Genomic DNA, 15,538 nt, shown 5'->3' with positions numbered 1-15,538 from the left:
CCGCTTCCGCGTTTCCCTTTCCGGCGATTCCGACTCTATCAGATCCTTTCGGACCCGATCCCCGGTCGGCGGGGTTTGCCTTTCCGGCCGCTGGCCGTTCCGACGAGTGAGACTTTAGCGGAATCCTGGCTCCCGAGCTAATCGGGAGCGTTCCTTCGAACGTGGATTCTCCATTTCGCAAATGCGCACAAAAACGGGACGACAACTGTCGTTCGCTCCAGTGGTTACTGCGGAATGGCTGTCCGGGGCCGGCCGGGGCCGGTGCTCACGTCGGACAACTCGGAGAACAGTACGTAGGTGTCAATCCGCTGTCAACCGATGGCTCCGCCGCTATGGTGGATGCCATGACTTCGCGTACGTGCACCCAGGGGTGGCGGGCCGCCTGACGGCGGCCGGCAGACACGTATGCGCTCAACGGCCGCCGCTTCGGCGGCCGTTCGTGTTTCTCCCTCCGGGGGGGGCGGCCGCCGGTGGCAGCGGCTCCTACCAGGAGGCAAGAGAGATGACGCGGATCTTCAGCGGGGTCAAGCCGACCGGGCACCTGACGCTGGGCAACTATCTCGGGGCCGTGCGGCGGTGGGCCGAGACCGATCAGCACCGGGCCGACGCGCTGTTCTGTGTCGTGGACCTGCATGCGCTGACCGTCGAACACGATCCGGCACGGGTACGGCGGCTCAGCCGGCAGGCCGCCACGTTGCTGCTGGCGGCCGGGCTCGATCCGGCGCTGTGCACCGTATTCGTGCAGAGCCATGTGGATGAGCACGCGCGGCTGTCGTACGTACTGGAATGCACGGCGACGGACGGTGAGCTGCGGCGGATGATCCAGTACAAGGAGAAGAGCGCGCGGGCTCGGGCGGCCGGGGAGAGTGTGCGGCTGTCGCTGCTGACGTATCCGGTGCTGATGGCGGCGGACATCCTGGCGTACGGGACCGATGAGGTGCCGGTGGGGGACGACCAGACTCAGCATGTGGAGCTGACCCGGGATCTGGCGGTGCGGTTCAACCAGCGGTACGGGCACACCTTCGTGGTGCCGAAGGCCACGCGTCCGGAGGTGGCTGCCCGGGTCATGGACCTTCAGGAGCCGACTTCGAAGATGGGGAAGTCGCACGCGGCCACCGCGGGGATCGTCTATCTGCTCGATGAGCCCGAGGTGGTGCGGAAGAAGATCACGCGGGCCGTGACGGACAGCGGGCGCGAGGTGGAGTACGACCGGGAGGAGAAGCCCGGGGTCGCGAATCTGCTGGATGTGCTCGCGGCTTGTGAGAGGGGGAACCCGGAGGAGCTGGCCGGTGTGTATGAGTCCTACGGAGCGTTGAAGAAGGACACCGCGGAGGCTGTCGTCGAGCTGCTGCGGCCGGTGCGGGAGCGGCACGCGGAGCTGGCGGCCGATCCCGGTTATGTGGATCAGGTGCTGAAGGAGGGGGCGGGGCGGGCCCGGGGGATGGCGCGGCCGACGGTGGACGCCGCTTATCGGGCCATGGGGCTGCTGCCCGCGGGCTGAGGAGGGCGGCGGCGAGGCGCTGGGTGACGAACCACCGCTGCGGGGTGGTGTCGGTAGTCGATGAGAAGTGGCGGGCGAAGGAACGGGGGCATGACGGCGCGGGCTGCGAGGCCGGTGAGGGCGAGCGGTTCGTGCGGGTGGCGCGGGGCGTATTCGCGTACGGAGGCGAGGGTGTCCGGTCGGCTTCGTGCGGCACGACTCGCCTGAGCCTGATTCGCCACTGCGGGACGGGCACGGGGGGAATCCACGGGGGACTGGATCGGGAGGTGTGGCTGAAGGGGGTGGGGGCGCGGACGGAGTGCGGCAGATCGTCGTGGCCGGGATCCAGACCAATATGTGCGCCGAGACGGCGGCCCGGGGGCGCGGGGCCTGAGGTACGAGGTGTTGTTCGGGCTGGATGCGACGTACACCTTCGACGGGGTCGGGCCGTGGGGTGGTCGCTGGGCGCCGATGGGCCGGCGCGGGCCACCGCCGTGTCGCTGCACGGCACGGCGGTGGGTTCGCGCGGGTGGTGGGGCGGGAGGAGCTGGTGGGGTCAGCCGTTGCCTGAGGCGAGCTCGCGGCTGCGGTCGCGGGCCGCTTCCAGGGCTGCGATGAGAGCGGCTCGTACACCGTGGTTCTCGAGTTCGCGGATCGCGTTGATGGTGGTGCCGGCGGGGGACGTCACTGCCTCGCGGAGCTTCACCGGGTGTTCGCCGCTGTCGCGGAGCATCACGGCCGCGCCGATGGCTGCCTGGACGATCAGGTCGTGGGCCTGGGCGCGGGGCAGGCCGAGGAGGATGCCGGCGTCGGTCATCGCCTCGACGAGGTAGTAGAAGTACGCCGGGCCGGAGCCGGAGAGGGCGGTGGCCGCGTCCTGCTGGGACTCGGGGACGCGGAGCGTCTTGCCCACGCCGCCGAAGATCTCCTCGGTGTGGAGGAGGTGCTCGGGGGTGGCGTGGGTGCCGGCCGAGATGACGGACATCGCCTCGTCCACGAGGGCGGGGGTGTTCGTCATGACGCGGACGACCGGGGTGTTGGGGGCGAGACGCTCTTCGAAATAGGCGGTGGGGATGCCGGCGGCGCCGCTGATGACCAGGCGGTCGGCGGGGACGTGGGGGGCGAGTTCGTCGAGGAGCTTGCCCATGTCCTGCGGCTTGACCGTGAGGATGAGGGTGTCGGCGCGCTTGGCGGCGTCGGCGTTGGTCACCGGCTCTACGCCGTAGCGGGTGCGGAGCTCTTCGGCACGCTCGGGGCGGCGGGCGGTGACCAGGAGGTCGGCGGGGCGCCAGCCGGCTCGGATCATTCCGCTGAGCAGGGCCTCGCCGATTTTTCCGGTGCCGAGGACTGCGACTGTCTGGGTCATGCGGTTCACCTCGCCGGTGGGTGTGTCTGGTGTGTCTGGTGCGTCTTTTTTCTCTGTCGTCCGGGGGACATCTTCGCACCGGGGGGCGGGGTGGGAGTGGGGTGTCCGGTGGGCGGAATGGGGTGGGGTGGGCCGCTGCCTTTGTCCTCGGTCGCCGGGCGGGGATGAGGGGGTCGGTGGAGCTGAGTCATGTGGTGCGGCGGCGGAGGGTGGCTGCGCCCAGGGCGAGGACCAGGAAGGCCACGGCCGCGACGATCGCGGCGTCCCGGACGAAGGTGGGTGTCACGTCCGTGTGGTGCAGGACTTCGCTCATGCCGTCCACGGCGTACGACATGGGGAGCACGTTCGAGATCGCCTCCAGGACCGGCTGCATCGTGTCGCGGGGAGTGAACAGGCCGCACAGGAGCAGCTGCGGGAAGATCACCGCCGGCATGAACTGGACCGCTTGGAATTCCGACGCCGCGAAGGCCGAGACGAACAGGCCCAGTGCTGTGCCCAGCAGCGCGTCGAGGAGGGCGATCAGGAGCAGCAGCCAGGGGGAGCCGACCACGTCCAGGCCCAGGAACCAGAGGGAGACGCCTGTGGCCAGGGCTGATTGGACTACGGCCAGGAGGCCGAAGGCCAGGGCGTAACCCGCGATCAGGTCGGCCTTGGCCAGGGGCATGGCGAGGAGACGTTCGAGGGTGCCCGAGGTGCGTTCTCGCAGGGTGGCGATCGATGTCACCAGGAACATCGTGACGAGCGGGAAGATCCCGAGCAGGGACGCGCCGATGGAGTCGAAGGTCCGCGGCGACGCGTCGAACACGAAGCGCAGCAGCGTGATCATCACTACCGGAATGAGGAGCAGGAGCGCGATCGTCCGGGGGTCGTGGCGCAGCTGGGTCAGGACGCGGGCGGCTGTGGCGAGGGTGCGGGAAGCGTTCATCGGGGTGCCTCCTGGCGGGAGTTCGCCTCGTCGACCAGGTGGAGGAACGCCTCTTCCACCGTGGCGCGGCGGGTACGGGAACGGAGGGCTTCGGGGGTGTTCTCGGCCAGGATCTCGCCCTCGCGCATGAGGAGGAGGCGGTGGCAGCGCTCGGCCTCGTCCATCACGTGGGAGGAGATGAGGAGGGTGGCGCCGCGGTTCGCGAGGGTGTGGAAGAGGTTCCACAGGTCGCGGCGCAGGACCGGGTCGAGGCCGACGGTCGGCTCGTCCAGGACGAGGAGTTCGGGCGTGGCGAGGAGGGCTACGGCCAGGGACACGCGGCTGCTCTGGCCGCCGGAGAGGCTGCCGGCCAGGGCGGTTTGGTGCGAGGTGAGGTCGACGGCGGCGATGGCGCGGGTGACGGCGTCGTGGCGGGCTCCGCGGTGGTCGCGACCGGGCTGGAGAACGGCCGCGAAGTAGTCCAGGTTCTGTCGGACCGTGAGGTCGGCGTAGACGGAGGGGGCCTGGGTCACGTAGCCGATGCGGGGACGGAGCGTCGCGTCGCCGGCCGGGCGGCCCAGGACTTCGAGGGTGCCGGTGACTTTGGCCTGGGTGCCGACGATGGCGCGCATGAGGGTCGTTTTGCCGCAGCCGGAGGGGCCCAGGAGGCCGGTGATTCTGCCTCGGGGGACGGCGAAGTCGAGGTTTCGCAGGACGGTGCGCCGGCCTCGTACGACGGTGAGGCCGTGGGCGGTCACGGCAGCCCCGTCTGCCGTGGCGGCGGGTTCGGGGGCATAATTCATCATGTGTTGAATAATGCTCCCGGTGGTGGTGCGCGTCAAGGTTCCGTTCGGGCGACTGATAGGCCGGTGGTGGCGGGCCGCGGCTCGTGGATCTGTGGAGCCGTGGAATCAACACGGGTCGGGAGGCGGCGGGTCGGGGTGGGGGTGGCAGGCGCAGGGTGCGGGTCGTGGAACGTACGCTCCGCTCCTCCACTCGGGCGTCGGTGGCCTTGCCGAGGCGGTCCACGGAGCGGTGCGGGGCCTGGGGGCGGGTGCGCTTGCGGGGACGGGAGGCCAGCCGGCGCAGGGAGCCGGGGGAGGTGCCGGTCACCTCGGTGATCCGGGAAGGGACGCGGCGGAGGCGGCGTAGAGGACGAGTGCGGTGGGCTCGGTGGGGGTCGGGCGCTCCGTCCATGGCTGTGAGCAGGGGCCAGACCCCTCGACTCGTCCAGGGTCGCGGGCTCCTCGGGACCCGGTCCGGCCCCGGTGAGGACCGGCTCGGGAGCCAGGGGCCGGCGTATGCCTCGCGACGGGCGCGGGCGGAACCCGGCCGGTCGTGACGGACGCGGCTGACGACGGTGGTCAGGTGCGCGCGCGGATCGCGGGCCTCTCCGTCCGGGAGCGTCTGTCGGTGCAGGCAGGTCTGCTGTATGGCGTCGTCGGCGGCATCAGCGTCAGCGGCCGGTTCGGTGATGCGGTAGGCGATGGTCCGGAGGCGTGTGCGCTGTTCCTCGCACGCGCGGCCGGGTCCGGGTCCGCCATGGGGTCGCTCCCCCGCCCGGGGTGGGGTGTTCATGGGCTGGAGTCCGTCCGCGCGGCCTCCAGCCGCCGGGCCGGCTAACGGCGCCGCTTGGGCTTCTTCCTGCGGGCCGCCGGGTTGCCCGTGCGGGAGCCCCGGCGGCGTTCGTACTGGGTGAGGGCGTTCTCGTACTCGCTGCGGTGCAGCTTCTCGCCCGGGGCCTCGGTGAGCGAGCGGAAGAAGTACGCGAGGAGTACGCCGACGAAGCCGATGCTCTTCAGGCTGCGCAACGAGGCCTCGGTGGCGGGGTCGGGGCGGCGCGCGTACCCCGCCCAGGTGCGGCGGAAGGCGATCGCGCTGCAGATCGCGAACATGGCGACCACCAGGATGTTCAGGAAGCTGCCGACGTCGGCGATCGCCAGGCCCTGGTAGGCGAAGCGCAGCACGAAGCAGCCGGCGGCAGCGGCGGCCAGCGAACCGACGGCGGCCCCGGCCCGGCGCAGTCCGTAGCCGTTGTCGTGGTCCACCCAGGTCGTGCCGAAGAACCGGACGGGCTCGGGCTGCGGACCGCCGCCTCCGCCGTCGCCCGGGGTCGCGGGGGCGGCGGGGGTGGTGGTCGGGGTGCCGTCGGCGTTTTCGCTCACGGGTCGATTATCCCCGGTGCGAGGGGGTGGACGGGGTGGGTGGTCAGGTGCAGCGCGGGACGACGTACCCGTCGCGGCCCGTGTTCACGTACGCGTCCGAAACGAGCTGCCCGTCCGCGATGTGGCCGCACAGATCCGGCGTCCCGTACGGGCCCGTGACCGTCTCGCCCGGCTTCTGGCAGTAGACGGGAACCCCGGCGTCGTACGGCGGGGTCTGGATCAGCCGGTACTGCGTTCCCGGGCCCGGCCTGGCGTTGAGGCGGCAGCCGGGTGCGACCGGGTACCTGAGGACTTCGTCGGCCGGGGCCCCGGCGGGCGCGGCCGCAGCCGACGGTGACGCGAGTCCGGCGTGCGGCGTGCCCCCTCGTCAGGCGCAGCGCACCGCGACGTAGCCGTCGCTGCCGGTGTTGATGTACGCGTCCGAGACGAACTGGCTGTTCGCGATGTTGGACCACAGGTTCGTCGTCCCGTACGGCCCCGACACGGTCGTCCCGGGGCACTGGCAGTTGATCGGCACGCGTGCGCCGTACGGCAGGACCTTGACGATCCGGTAGTTGGTGCCGGGGCCGCTGCGCACGTTCACCCGGTAGCCCGGAGCGACGGGATACCGCACCGCCAGCGTCTCCGCGGTGGCAGTCACAGTGGCAGTGGCGGCCGTGGTCGCGACTGCTTCCCCGGTGGCGCTCTCGGCGGCGTTCCCGGTGGTGCCCGCGTCTTCTCCCACGGCCATGAGGCCCTCCCCCGTCGAGGTACGTCTTTCGTACGCCGCGCAGGCTAGCAAGCCACACCGACATCGCACGCATCATCGACTAGGCTCCGTGCGTCTCGCTTGCGGACGATTCACACGGGGGTGGACGATGCCGCCGCTGCACAGCACCGGGACGGGACCGGAAGCGGAGCATCCGGATTACGCCGGGCAGTACCGACTCGAAGCCGTGCTCGGCTCAGGAGGCATGGGTGTGGTCCATCTGGCCACCTCCGGCTCCGGACTGCGTCTCGCGGTCAAGGTGGTGCACGCCGAGTTTGCCGCAGATCCCGAGTTCAGGGCCCGCTTCCGGCAGGAGGTCTCCGCCGCCCGTCGGGTGAGCGGAGCCTTCACCGCACCCGTCGTGGACGCCGACACGGATGCGGAACGGCCTTGGATGGCCACTCTGTTCATCGAAGGCCCCACTCTCGCCGAACGGGTCAAGCGGAATGGTCCGCTGGGTACAGAGGAGTTGCTCAGACTCGGCGCTGGACTCGCCGAGTCGCTGCGCGACATCCATCGCGCAGGCGTGGTCCACCGCGATCTCAAGCCGAGCAACGTGCTGCTGGCGGCCGACGGGCCCAAGGTCATCGACTTCGGCATCTCCCGGCCGACGGACAGCGATCTGCGTACGGAGACCGGCAAGCTGATCGGTACGCCGCCGTTCATGGCTCCCGAGCAGTTCCAGCGCCCGCGCGAAGTGGGGCCGGCGGCGGACGTGTTCGCGCTGGGGTCCGTACTCGTCCACGCGGCGACCGGGCGCGGCCCCTTCGACTCCGACAGCCCGTACATCGTCGCGTACCAGGTGGTGCACGACGAGCCGGACCTGGCGGGCGTACCGGAAGCCCTGGTACCGCTGTTCGCACGGTGCCTGGCGAAGGATCCCGCCGGCCGGCCCACACCGGACGCGCTGATGGCCGCCCTGCGGTCCGCGGCATACCGGACCGCCGACGACACCCAGCCGTTCATACCGGCGCAGAGGAGTTCGGGCGGAGCGGGGGCAGTCGCCGCACGGGAAAAGCCTTCGGCGAAGGCAGCGAGCGCCGCGGAAGCCGAGTCGGCCGCCGGGGCCGCCACGCCGGCCGATCCGCCCGGGGCCGTTGCCGCCGCTTCCGCCCGCCGGCGCGGGGGCGGTCCCCGGCGGGCCGTGCTCACCGTGGCTCTGGCCGCGTCGCTGATCGTGGGCGGCGTTCTCGGCGTAGGCGCGCTGGTGGACGACGGCAGCCCCGGTCCCGCACCCGCCGTACAACGGGCCGGGGCCGGAGTGAGGGAAACCGCCCGTCCCTGGAACGTCTCCTTGTCGGCCGGCGCGCGGAGTCACGCGCCTGCCTGTTCGTACGCGGACGGCGCCCTCTACTGCAGCGCCACCGGCGTCGGGGCCGCCCGTCTGAACCCGGCCGACGGAAAGGCCGACTGGACGGAGAAGACGGCCGGTGACACACCCCGTTCCCGTTCGGACGACAGCGCGCCCGTCCTCGCCGGAGGACTCCTGCACGTCGTGGCACCCGGCGGAGACCGGCTGGAGGCCCTCGATCCGCGAACCGGAGTCCGCCGGTGGAGTATCGGTATCGGTGCCTCCGGCGGCACTGTCGCCCTCCACACGGCGAAGTCGGCGCTTCTGGCCGGACCGGACGGAACCGTCAGGGCCGTCGACAACACCACGGGCAGGACCCGCTGGTCGGAGCGGCACGGCGGCGTCGGCACCCTCTGGGTGACATCGCCCGGCCGCCGGGAACCGGTCTACGCGGCCACGGTGTCGGACGACGGTACGTCGACCACGGTCGTCGCGGTCGATCCGGACAACGGCGAGGCGCGGTGGGAACAGCGGCTGAGCGGGATGCTCAGCCCGGTCAGCGCCTCGGACGGCGCTCTGTTCCTGCTGGAGGGCGACATCGACGGCGTGACACGGGCGGTCGTCCGCCTCGACACCACGACACGCACCGCCCGCCGCGTTCCCCTCGTCGCACCGCTCGACCAGGCGCAGGCCACGGTGCGCGGGAACACGGCGTACCTCTTCGGTGTCAACGGCTCCCTGGTCGCCGTCGACATGCGCGACACGGGAAGTACGGGAAGTGCTGAGCGCGCGCAGCTGTGGCGGCTGGAGACGTCGGTCAGCCGGGCCTCACGACCGGTGGCGGCCGGGGGCCGCGTCTACCTGTCGGCTGCCGACGGCCGGCTGCTGGCGGTCGACGCCGCCGACGGCAGGCTGCTGGGTCAGACCGCACCCCGCATGGGCGAGGGACCGTACACCTTCGCGGCTTCCCTTCCCGCTCCCGTCACCGCTCCCGGCACGGTGTTCGCCAGCGCGCCCGACGGGTCCGTCTTCGCCGTGGGGGACGGGGATCCGGCGCGCTGGTGAGGGAACGGGACCGGGCGGGGCGGAGTGGGTGCTCCGTCCCGCCCGGTCGCGCCGGTGGAGGCGCCGTTCAGCCCAGCTTCGAGACGTCCCGCACCGCGCCCTTGTCGGCGCTGGTCGCCATCGCGGCGTACGCGCGCAGGGCCTGCGAGACCTTGCGCTCGCGGTTCTTCGGGGCGTACACGCCGCCCAGTGCCTCGCGGCGGACGGCCAGTTCCTCGTCGGCGACGAGGAGTTCGATCGTGCGGTTCGGGATGTCGATGCGGATACGGTCGCCGTCCTCGACGAGCGCGATCGTGCCGCCCGACGCCGCCTCCGGGGAGGCGTGGCCGATGGACAGGCCCGACGTACCGCCCGAGAAGCGGCCGTCCGTGACGAGCGCGCAGGTCTTGCCGAGGCCGCGGCCCTTCAGGAAGGACGTCGGGTAGAGCATCTCCTGCATGCCGGGGCCGCCCCTGGGGCCCTCGTAGCGGATGACGACGACGTCGCCGTGGGTGATCTCCTTGCGGAGGATCTTGTCGACGGCCTCGTCCTGCGACTCGCAGACGACCGCCGGGCCCTCGAAGGTCCAGATCGACTCGTCGACGCCGGCGGTCTTCACGACGCAGCCGTCGACGGCGAGGTTGCCCTTGAGGACGGCCAGGCCGCCGTCCTTGGAGTACGCGTGCTCGACGGAGCGGATGCAGCCGCCCTCGGCGTCCGTGTCCAGGGTGTCCCAGCGCTCGGACTGCGAGAAGGCGGTCGCGGAGCGGACGCAGCCGGGCGCCGCGTGCCACAGCTCGACGGCCTCGGCGGACGGGGAGCCGCCGCGCACGTCCCACGTCTTCAGCCACTCGGCGAGGGTGGCGGAGTGGACGGTGTGCACGTCCTCGTTGAGGAGGCCACCGCGGTAGAGCTCGCCGAGGATGGCGGGGATGCCGCCCGCGCGGTGGACGTCCTCCATGTAGTACGTGCCGCCGGGGGCGACGTTCGGCGCGACCTTGGCCAGGCACGGGACGCGGCGCGAGACCTCGTCCATGTCGTCGAGGCCGAAGTCCAGCTCGGCCTCCTGGGCGGCGGCCAGCAGGTGCAGGATCGTGTTGGTGGAGCCGCCCATCGCGATGTCGAGCGCCATGGCGTTCTCGAAGGCTGCGCGGGTGGCGATGTTGCGGGGCAGGACGGTGTGGTCGTCCTGCTCGTAGTGGCGCTTGGTGATCTCCACGATCGTGCGGCCGGCGTTCTCGTACAGCGCCTTGCGGGCGGTGTGCGTGGCGAGGACCGAGCCGTTGCCGGGCAGCGCCAGGCCGATGGCCTCGGCGAGGCAGTTCATCGAGTTGGCGGTGAACATGCCGGAACAGGAGCCGCAGGTCGGACAGGCGTTCTCCTCGATACGGAGGATGTCCTCGTCCGAGATCTTGTCGTTGACCGCGTCGGAGATCGCGTCGACCAGGTCGAGCTTGCGGACGGTGCCGTCGACCAGCGTGGCCTTGCCGGCCTCCATCGGGCCGCCGGAGACGAAGATCGTGGGGATGTTGAGGCGCAGCGCGGCCATCAGCATGCCCGGCGTGATCTTGTCGCAGTTCGAGATGCAGATCAGCGCGTCCGCGCAGTGCGCCTCGACCATGTACTCGACGGAGTCGGCGATCAGGTCGCGGGAGGGGAGGGAGTAGAGCATGCCGCCGTGGCCCATCGCGATGCCGTCGTCGACGGCGATCGTGTTGAACTCGCGGGGGACGGCGCCCGCCGCCAGGATCGCGTCGGAGACGATCCGGCCGACCGGCGCGAGGTGGGTGTGGCCCGGGACGAACTCGGTGAAGGAGTTCGCGACCGCGATGATCGGCTTACCGATGTCCGCGCTCGCTACGCCCGACGCCCGCATAAGGGCGCGCGCGCCCGCCATGTTGCGGCCGTGGGTGACTGTGCGGGACCTCAGCTCGGGCATCGTCGCTCGCTCCTTAGGCAGATGGGACGCAGATGGGACGTACGAGGCTTACTCACGAGAGTAACTTCGAGCGTACGCCCCGGATCCACGATCTGGACAGCACGTCCGATATGCGGGACGCGGCGCTCGGCCTGCGGTCACGGCCCGGACAGGGCACGGGCCGGGTGCCCGGCCGCGCCCCGGGCCGTGCTCCGCGTCACGCCCCCGGCACGCCCGCGTCGCCCCTGGGTCATTCCTGCGTCAGGTACCGCTGGAGCGTCGGGGCCACCATCGCGACGATCCGTTCCGGATCCGCCGACGCCAGCGGCTCCGCCTTGATGACGTACCGCAGGATCGCGATCCCGACCATGTGCGAGGCCGCGAGCTCCGCCCGGAAGGTCGGGTCCGGTACGTCGAGTTCCGCCGCCACCCGCTCCAGCAGCCGGCGCAGCACGAACGTGCGCAGCACCTTCGCCGCCGTCTCGTTCGTCAGCGCGGACCGTACGACCGCGAGCAGCGGCGCCCTGGTCGCCGGGTTCTCCCACACACCGATGAAACAGCGGGCCAGCCGCTCCCCGATGCCGTCCGTGCCGCCCTGGCCGAGGACGGCGGGGATCACCAGGGCGGGCTCGAAGGACATCTCGATGGCGGCCGCGAAGATGTCGTCCTTCGTGCCGAAGTAGTGGTGGACGAGTGCCGCGTCGACGCCCGCCGCCTTCGCGATGCCGCGCATCGACGTCCTGTCGTAGCCGTGCTCGGAGAATGCGTCGCGGGCCGCCTGGAGGATCCGCTCGCGGGCTCCGGGGCCGGCGTCCTCGGGCGACCGGCGGGGGCGGCCCCGGCGGCGGGGCTCCGGCGCCGTACCGCCGCTCGCCGTACCGCTCACCGGTCCCCGCTCACGGCTGCCCGCTCACGGCTGGGAGACCCGGGACGCCAGGTGCAGCCGGGTGAAGGCGAGGGCCTCCGCGAGGTCGGCCTCGCGTTCGGCGGACGACATGGCCCGGCGCGTATTGACCTCGATGACGACATGGCCGTCGAAGCCGCTGCGCGCGAGGCGCTCCAGCAGTTCGGCGCAGGGCTGGTCGCCACGCCCGGGGACGAGGTGCTCGTCCTTCGCCGAGCCCTTGCCGTCCGCGAGGTGCACGTGTCCGAGCCGGTCGCCCATCCGGTCGACCATGGCCATGGTGTCGGTGCGGGCGGTCGCGGTGTGGGAGAGGTCGACGGTGAAGTGCCGGTAGTCGTCCTTGGTCACGTCCCATTCGGGGGCGTACGCCAGCATCTCGCGGTCCTTGTAGCGCCACGGATACATGTTCTCGACGGCGAAACGGACGTCGGTCTCCTCCGCCATCCGCCAGATCCCGGTGACGAAATCGCGGGCGTACTGCCGCTGCCAGCGGAACGGCGGGTGCACGACCACGGCCGACGCGCCGAGCTTCTCGGCGGCGGCCTGCGCCCGCCGGAGCTTCGTCCACGGGTCCGTGGTCCACACGCGCTGGGTGATCAGCAGACAGGGCGCGTGGATGGCCAGGACGGGGACGCCGTGGTAGTCGGAGAGTCTGCGCAGCGCCTCGATGTCCTGGCTGACGGGGTCCGTCCACACCATGACCTCGACGCCGTCGTAGCCGAGGCGTGCGGCGATCTCGAAGGCCGTCGCCGTCGACTCCGGATACACGGACGCCGTGGACAGCGCGACCTTCGCATCGGGGATGCGCACCACTGGTTCTGCCACGAGGAACAGCGTACGGGCCGTTCCCGGGCGGGTGCCGGGCGGGCGGTCACGCGGTCGGCGGCAGGTGGTCCAGGCGGCGCAGGATGACGCCTTCGCGCAGCGCCCACGGGCAGACCTCCAGCGTGTCCACCCCGAAAAGGTCCATCGCCCCTTCCGCCACCAGGGCTCCTGCCAGCAGTTGCGCGGCGCGGCCTTCCGAGACCCCGGGCAGGCCGGCGCGCTGGACTATCGGCATCGTGGCGAGCTTGGGCACCCACTCCTCCAGCGATCTGCGACTGAGTTCACGCTGTACGTGCAGTCCCTCGGCGGAGCGGGCCGCGCCCGCGATCCGCGCCAGCTGCCGGAAGGTCTTGGACGTCGCGACCACGTGGTCGGGCGGGCCGAAGCGGCTGAATTCGCCGACCGTACGGGCGATCTGCGCCCGTACATGACGGCGCAGCGCCTTCACGTCCTGCGGGTCCGGCGGGTCGCCCGGCAGCCAGGCCCCGGTGAGCCGGCCCGCCCCGAGCGGCAGCGACACCGCCGCGTCGGGCTCCTCGTCCATCCCGTACGCGATCTCCAGGGAGCCGCCGCCGATGTCCAGGACCAGCAGCTTGCCCGCCGACCAGCCGAACCAGCGGCGGGCGGCGAGGAACGTCAGCCGCGCCTCCTCCGGGCCGCTCAGCACCTGGAGCTCGACCCCGGTCTCGGTCTTGACCCGGCCCAGCACCTCGTCGGCGTTGGTCGCCTCGCGCACGGCGGAGGTCGCGAACGGCAGGACGTCCTCGCACCCCTTGTCCTCGGCGGCCTGCAGCGCGTCGCCGACCGTCGCCACGAGGCGGTCGATGCCGGCGGCGCCGATGGCCCCGTCCGCGTCGAGGAGCTCGGCGAGCCGGAGCTCGGCCTTGTGCGAGTGGGCGGACAGGGGGCGGGCGCCGGGGTGCGCGTCGACCACCAGCAGATGAACCGTGTTCGAACCCACGTCGAGGACTCCGAGTCTCATGGACGGAACGCTACTGCGGCCCCGCCCTTACTCTTGGCCACGTGTCGAAGACGAAAAAGGCGAAGCCGGGCAAAGCCACGAAGCAGCCGAAGACGACCCCGGGGGTTTCCGCCGTCCAGGACGAGAAGGGCGGGCTCGATTTCGCCCGTGCCTGGGTGGAGTTCCCCGACCCCGCCGACGACGAGCAGGTCTTCCGCTGCGACCTGACGTGGCTGACGTCACGTTGGAGCTGCATCTTCGGCAGTGGCTGCCAGGGCATCCAGGCCGGCCGCGCCGACGACGGCTGCTGCACGCTGGGCGCGCACTTCTCGGACGAGGACGACGAGAAGCGCGTCGCGGGCCATGTGGCGCGTCTCACCCCCGACGTGTGGCAGTTCCACGGCGTCGGTACGGAGTCGGGCTGGACGCAGACGGACGAGGACGGCGACCGCCAGACGCGCCGCTGGGAGGGGTCCTGCATCTTCCAGAACCGCCCCGGGTTCGCGGGCGGGATGGGGTGCTCGCTGCACATCCTCGCGCTGAGGGAGGGCAAGGAGCCGCTGGAGACCAAGCCGGACGTGTGCTGGCAGCTGCCGGTGCGGCGTACGTACGACTGGATCGACCGTCCCGACGACACGCGCGTCCTGCAGATCTCGATCGGCGAGTACGACCGCAGGGGCTGGGGTCCCGGGGGGCACGACCTGCACTGGTGGTGCACGTCGGCGACGTCGGCGCACGGGGCGGGGGACCCGGTGTACGTGACGTACCGGCCGGAGCTGACGGAGCTGATGGGGAAGGCGGCGTACGACCGGCTGGTGGAGCTGTGCGAGGAGCGCCTGGCGTCGCTGCTGCCCATGGCCCCGCATCCGGCGGACCCGGCCACGGCCTGACCACCCCGGCCCGACCAGCCCGGCCCGGCAGTCCCGGTCCGGCAGTCCCTGTCCGACGACCACGGCCTGGCGGACCCGGCGCGCTCGGGCCCGTCCGGACCCGGCACCCCGGGCCGGGGCACCGGGCCGCCGCTAGGGCGCCGGTGGGGACGCGTCCGTCGGGGTCGGGTCCGGTGACGGCGGCGGAGTCGTCGGATCCGTCGGGGTGGGGTCCGGCGGCGGCGTCGTCGGGGCCGTGGGGGTGGGGGACGCGGACGTGGGCGGCGGCGTCGGGTCCGGTGACGGGGGCGGCGGCGTCGGATCCGGGGACGACGGGGGCGGCGCGGTGCGGCCGTGACCCTGCACCGCGACGACCGCGCCCGTCGGGTCCACGCCGATGCGCGCGCGCCACGGGCCCGCCGGCTCCCGCTCGTGGTCCACGGACACGTACAGCGTGATCGATTCGCCGGGGGCGAGCGTGCCCGAGGACTGGCTCAGGTAGAGCCAGGACGCGTTCGTCCACGCCGACCAGGACACCGGTGAGCCGCCCGTCGCCCGCAGCGTGACGACGGTCGTGCTGCCCGCGGACCTGGCCTCCACCGTCAGCCGGCCCGCGCCGGACTCCCCCGGGGCGCCCGGCGCCGTACCGCCGCTGACGACCTCGACGGACACGTCCGGCGACCGGCTGCCCGCCGTGAAGCGGGGGCCGGGGGTCGTGCGCGCGTTGCCCGTGTTCTCGTACGCGCCGTCGCCCGCGCCGCCGGGGCCGCCGTACGGGCCGCCGTCGAGCCCGCCGGGCTCGTCCGCGTCGCTCGCGGTGACCGACGCGCCGCCGTGGCTCTCGCCGGTGAGCGGCGCGCCCCGGTACGCCGCCCAGAGGGCGAACACGGGGGCGGCGACGACGGTGGCGACGACCGTCGTCGTGACCGCCCTGGTCCGCAGCCGGTCGCGCCGCGCCGCGTGGTCCTTGGGGTCCAGCGGGAAGCCGTCCCGGCCGAACCGCGGCGAGGCCCCGCGGGCGCGGGAGGCGCTCGTCACCGCCGCGTAGGCGGCCGCCCGCGGC

The 15,538-nt window shown here is 72.1% G+C and carries 13 protein-coding genes and 2 pseudogenes; 4 read left to right on the top strand and 11 right to left on the bottom strand.

The annotated features are described in order from the left end of the window. The first annotated feature begins 502 nt into the window (after positions 1-502). Both trpS and ABD374_RS13855 read left to right on the top strand, forming a co-directional pair. Entirely contained in the window at positions 503-1,501 is a 999-nt protein-coding gene (trpS, locus tag ABD374_RS13860; RefSeq protein WP_344494943.1) for a tryptophan--tRNA ligase, read from the top strand. A gap of 169 nt (positions 1,502-1,670) precedes the next feature. Next, a pseudogene (locus tag ABD374_RS13855) lies at positions 1,671-2,051 on the top strand (cysteine hydrolase family protein); the annotation flags it as partial. On the opposite strand, the gene proC reads toward ABD374_RS13855, so the two are convergent. The 6 genes and pseudogenes from proC to ABD374_RS13825 form a co-directional block, all read right to left on the bottom strand. Further along, on the bottom strand, positions 2,037-2,846 hold the full coding sequence (proC, locus tag ABD374_RS13850) for a pyrroline-5-carboxylate reductase (protein WP_344494941.1): 810 nt from the start codon (positions 2,844-2,846) through the stop codon (positions 2,037-2,039). The pseudogene ABD374_RS13855 and the gene proC sit on opposite strands and share 15 nt — an antisense overlap. 187 nt (positions 2,847-3,033) lie before the next feature. Then, positions 3,034-3,771: an ABC transporter permease gene (locus tag ABD374_RS13845; protein WP_344494939.1), complete on the bottom strand. Its 738-nt coding sequence runs from the start codon at positions 3,769-3,771 to the stop codon at positions 3,034-3,036. After that, positions 3,768-4,556 (bottom strand): ABC transporter ATP-binding protein, encoded by a 789-nt coding sequence (locus ABD374_RS13840; protein ID WP_344494937.1) that lies wholly within the window; start codon positions 4,554-4,556, stop codon positions 3,768-3,770. The genes ABD374_RS13845 and ABD374_RS13840 overlap by 4 nt, the downstream gene beginning before the upstream one ends. A gap of 813 nt (positions 4,557-5,369) precedes the next feature. After that, on the bottom strand, positions 5,370-5,915 hold the full coding sequence (locus ABD374_RS13835) for a hypothetical protein (protein WP_344494936.1): 546 nt from the start codon (positions 5,913-5,915) through the stop codon (positions 5,370-5,372). 43 nt (positions 5,916-5,958) lie between these two features. Continuing rightward, positions 5,959-6,201, bottom strand: a pseudogene (locus tag ABD374_RS13830) (SH3 domain-containing protein); the annotation flags it as partial. A gap of 81 nt (positions 6,202-6,282) precedes the next feature. Further along, the gene (locus tag ABD374_RS13825) at positions 6,283-6,645 is read right to left on the bottom strand and encodes an SH3 domain-containing protein (protein WP_344494934.1); all 363 of its coding nucleotides are present in this window, start codon (positions 6,643-6,645) and stop codon (positions 6,283-6,285) included. Positions 6,646-6,772: 127 nt separating this feature from the next. Between ABD374_RS13825 and ABD374_RS13820 the strand changes: the two genes are divergently transcribed. Then, the gene (locus ABD374_RS13820; protein WP_344494932.1) at positions 6,773-9,019 is read left to right on the top strand and encodes a serine/threonine-protein kinase; all 2,247 of its coding nucleotides are present in this window, start codon (positions 6,773-6,775) and stop codon (positions 9,017-9,019) included. 67 nt (positions 9,020-9,086) lie between these two features. Here the strand turns inward: ABD374_RS13820 and ilvD are convergent, their stop codons facing one another. From ilvD to ABD374_RS13800, 4 genes are all read right to left on the bottom strand, one after another. Continuing rightward, positions 9,087-10,937 (bottom strand): dihydroxy-acid dehydratase, encoded by a 1,851-nt coding sequence (gene ilvD, locus ABD374_RS13815; RefSeq protein ID WP_344494930.1) that lies wholly within the window; start codon positions 10,935-10,937, stop codon positions 9,087-9,089. 229 nt (positions 10,938-11,166) lie between these two features. Next, a complete protein-coding gene (locus ABD374_RS13810; RefSeq protein WP_344494928.1) occupies positions 11,167-11,802 on the bottom strand; it encodes a TetR/AcrR family transcriptional regulator in 636 nt (211 codons plus the stop codon). Positions 11,803-11,826: 24 nt separating this feature from the next. Beyond that, a complete protein-coding gene (locus ABD374_RS13805) occupies positions 11,827-12,645 on the bottom strand; it encodes a sugar phosphate isomerase/epimerase family protein (RefSeq protein WP_344494927.1) in 819 nt (272 codons plus the stop codon). Between the two features lie 46 nt (positions 12,646-12,691). Further along, positions 12,692-13,627, bottom strand: a complete 936-nt coding sequence (locus tag ABD374_RS13800; RefSeq protein WP_344494925.1) for a Ppx/GppA family phosphatase — start codon at positions 13,625-13,627, stop codon at positions 12,692-12,694. Between the two features lie 41 nt (positions 13,628-13,668). Between ABD374_RS13800 and ABD374_RS13795 the strand changes: the two genes are divergently transcribed. Beyond that, positions 13,669-14,496, top strand: a complete 828-nt coding sequence (locus tag ABD374_RS13795; RefSeq protein ID WP_344494923.1) for a DUF3109 family protein — start codon at positions 13,669-13,671, stop codon at positions 14,494-14,496. A gap of 132 nt (positions 14,497-14,628) precedes the next feature. Here ABD374_RS13795 and ABD374_RS13790 read toward each other — a convergent pair. Next, positions 14,629-15,538 (bottom strand): BACON domain-containing protein (locus tag ABD374_RS13790; protein WP_425577233.1); only part of this gene is annotated, 910 nt, incomplete at its 5' end.

It is taken from the genome of Streptomyces enissocaesilis (assembly GCF_039533765.1).
GTDB lineage: Bacteria > Actinomycetota > Actinomycetes > Streptomycetales > Streptomycetaceae > Streptomyces > Streptomyces enissocaesilis.
The sequence above is the reverse complement of the archived record's forward strand: the minus strand, read 5'-3'. Positions and strand labels throughout refer to the sequence as shown.

What these genes read in the sequence shown, in the direction of transcription:
- trpS (WP_344494943.1), top strand. Translation starts at nt 503, where the DNA reads ATGACGCGGATCTTCAGCGGGGTCAAGCCGACCGGGCACCTGACGCTG.
- proC (WP_344494941.1), bottom strand. Translation starts at nt 2,846, where the DNA reads ATGACCCAGACAGTCGCAGTCCTCGGCACCGGAAAAATCGGCGAGGCC.
- ABD374_RS13845 (WP_344494939.1), bottom strand. Translation starts at nt 3,771, where the DNA reads ATGAACGCTTCCCGCACCCTCGCCACAGCCGCCCGCGTCCTGACCCAG.
- ABD374_RS13840 (WP_344494937.1), bottom strand. Translation starts at nt 4,556, where the DNA reads ATGATGAATTATGCCCCCGAACCCGCCGCCACGGCAGACGGGGCTGCC.
- ABD374_RS13825 (WP_344494934.1), bottom strand. Translation starts at nt 6,645, where the DNA reads ATGGCCGTGGGAGAAGACGCGGGCACCACCGGGAACGCCGCCGAGAGC.
- ABD374_RS13820 (WP_344494932.1), top strand. Translation starts at nt 6,773, where the DNA reads ATGCCGCCGCTGCACAGCACCGGGACGGGACCGGAAGCGGAGCATCCG.
- ilvD (WP_344494930.1), bottom strand. Translation starts at nt 10,937, where the DNA reads ATGCCCGAGCTGAGGTCCCGCACAGTCACCCACGGCCGCAACATGGCG.
- ABD374_RS13800 (WP_344494925.1), bottom strand. Translation starts at nt 13,627, where the DNA reads ATGAGACTCGGAGTCCTCGACGTGGGTTCGAACACGGTTCATCTGCTG.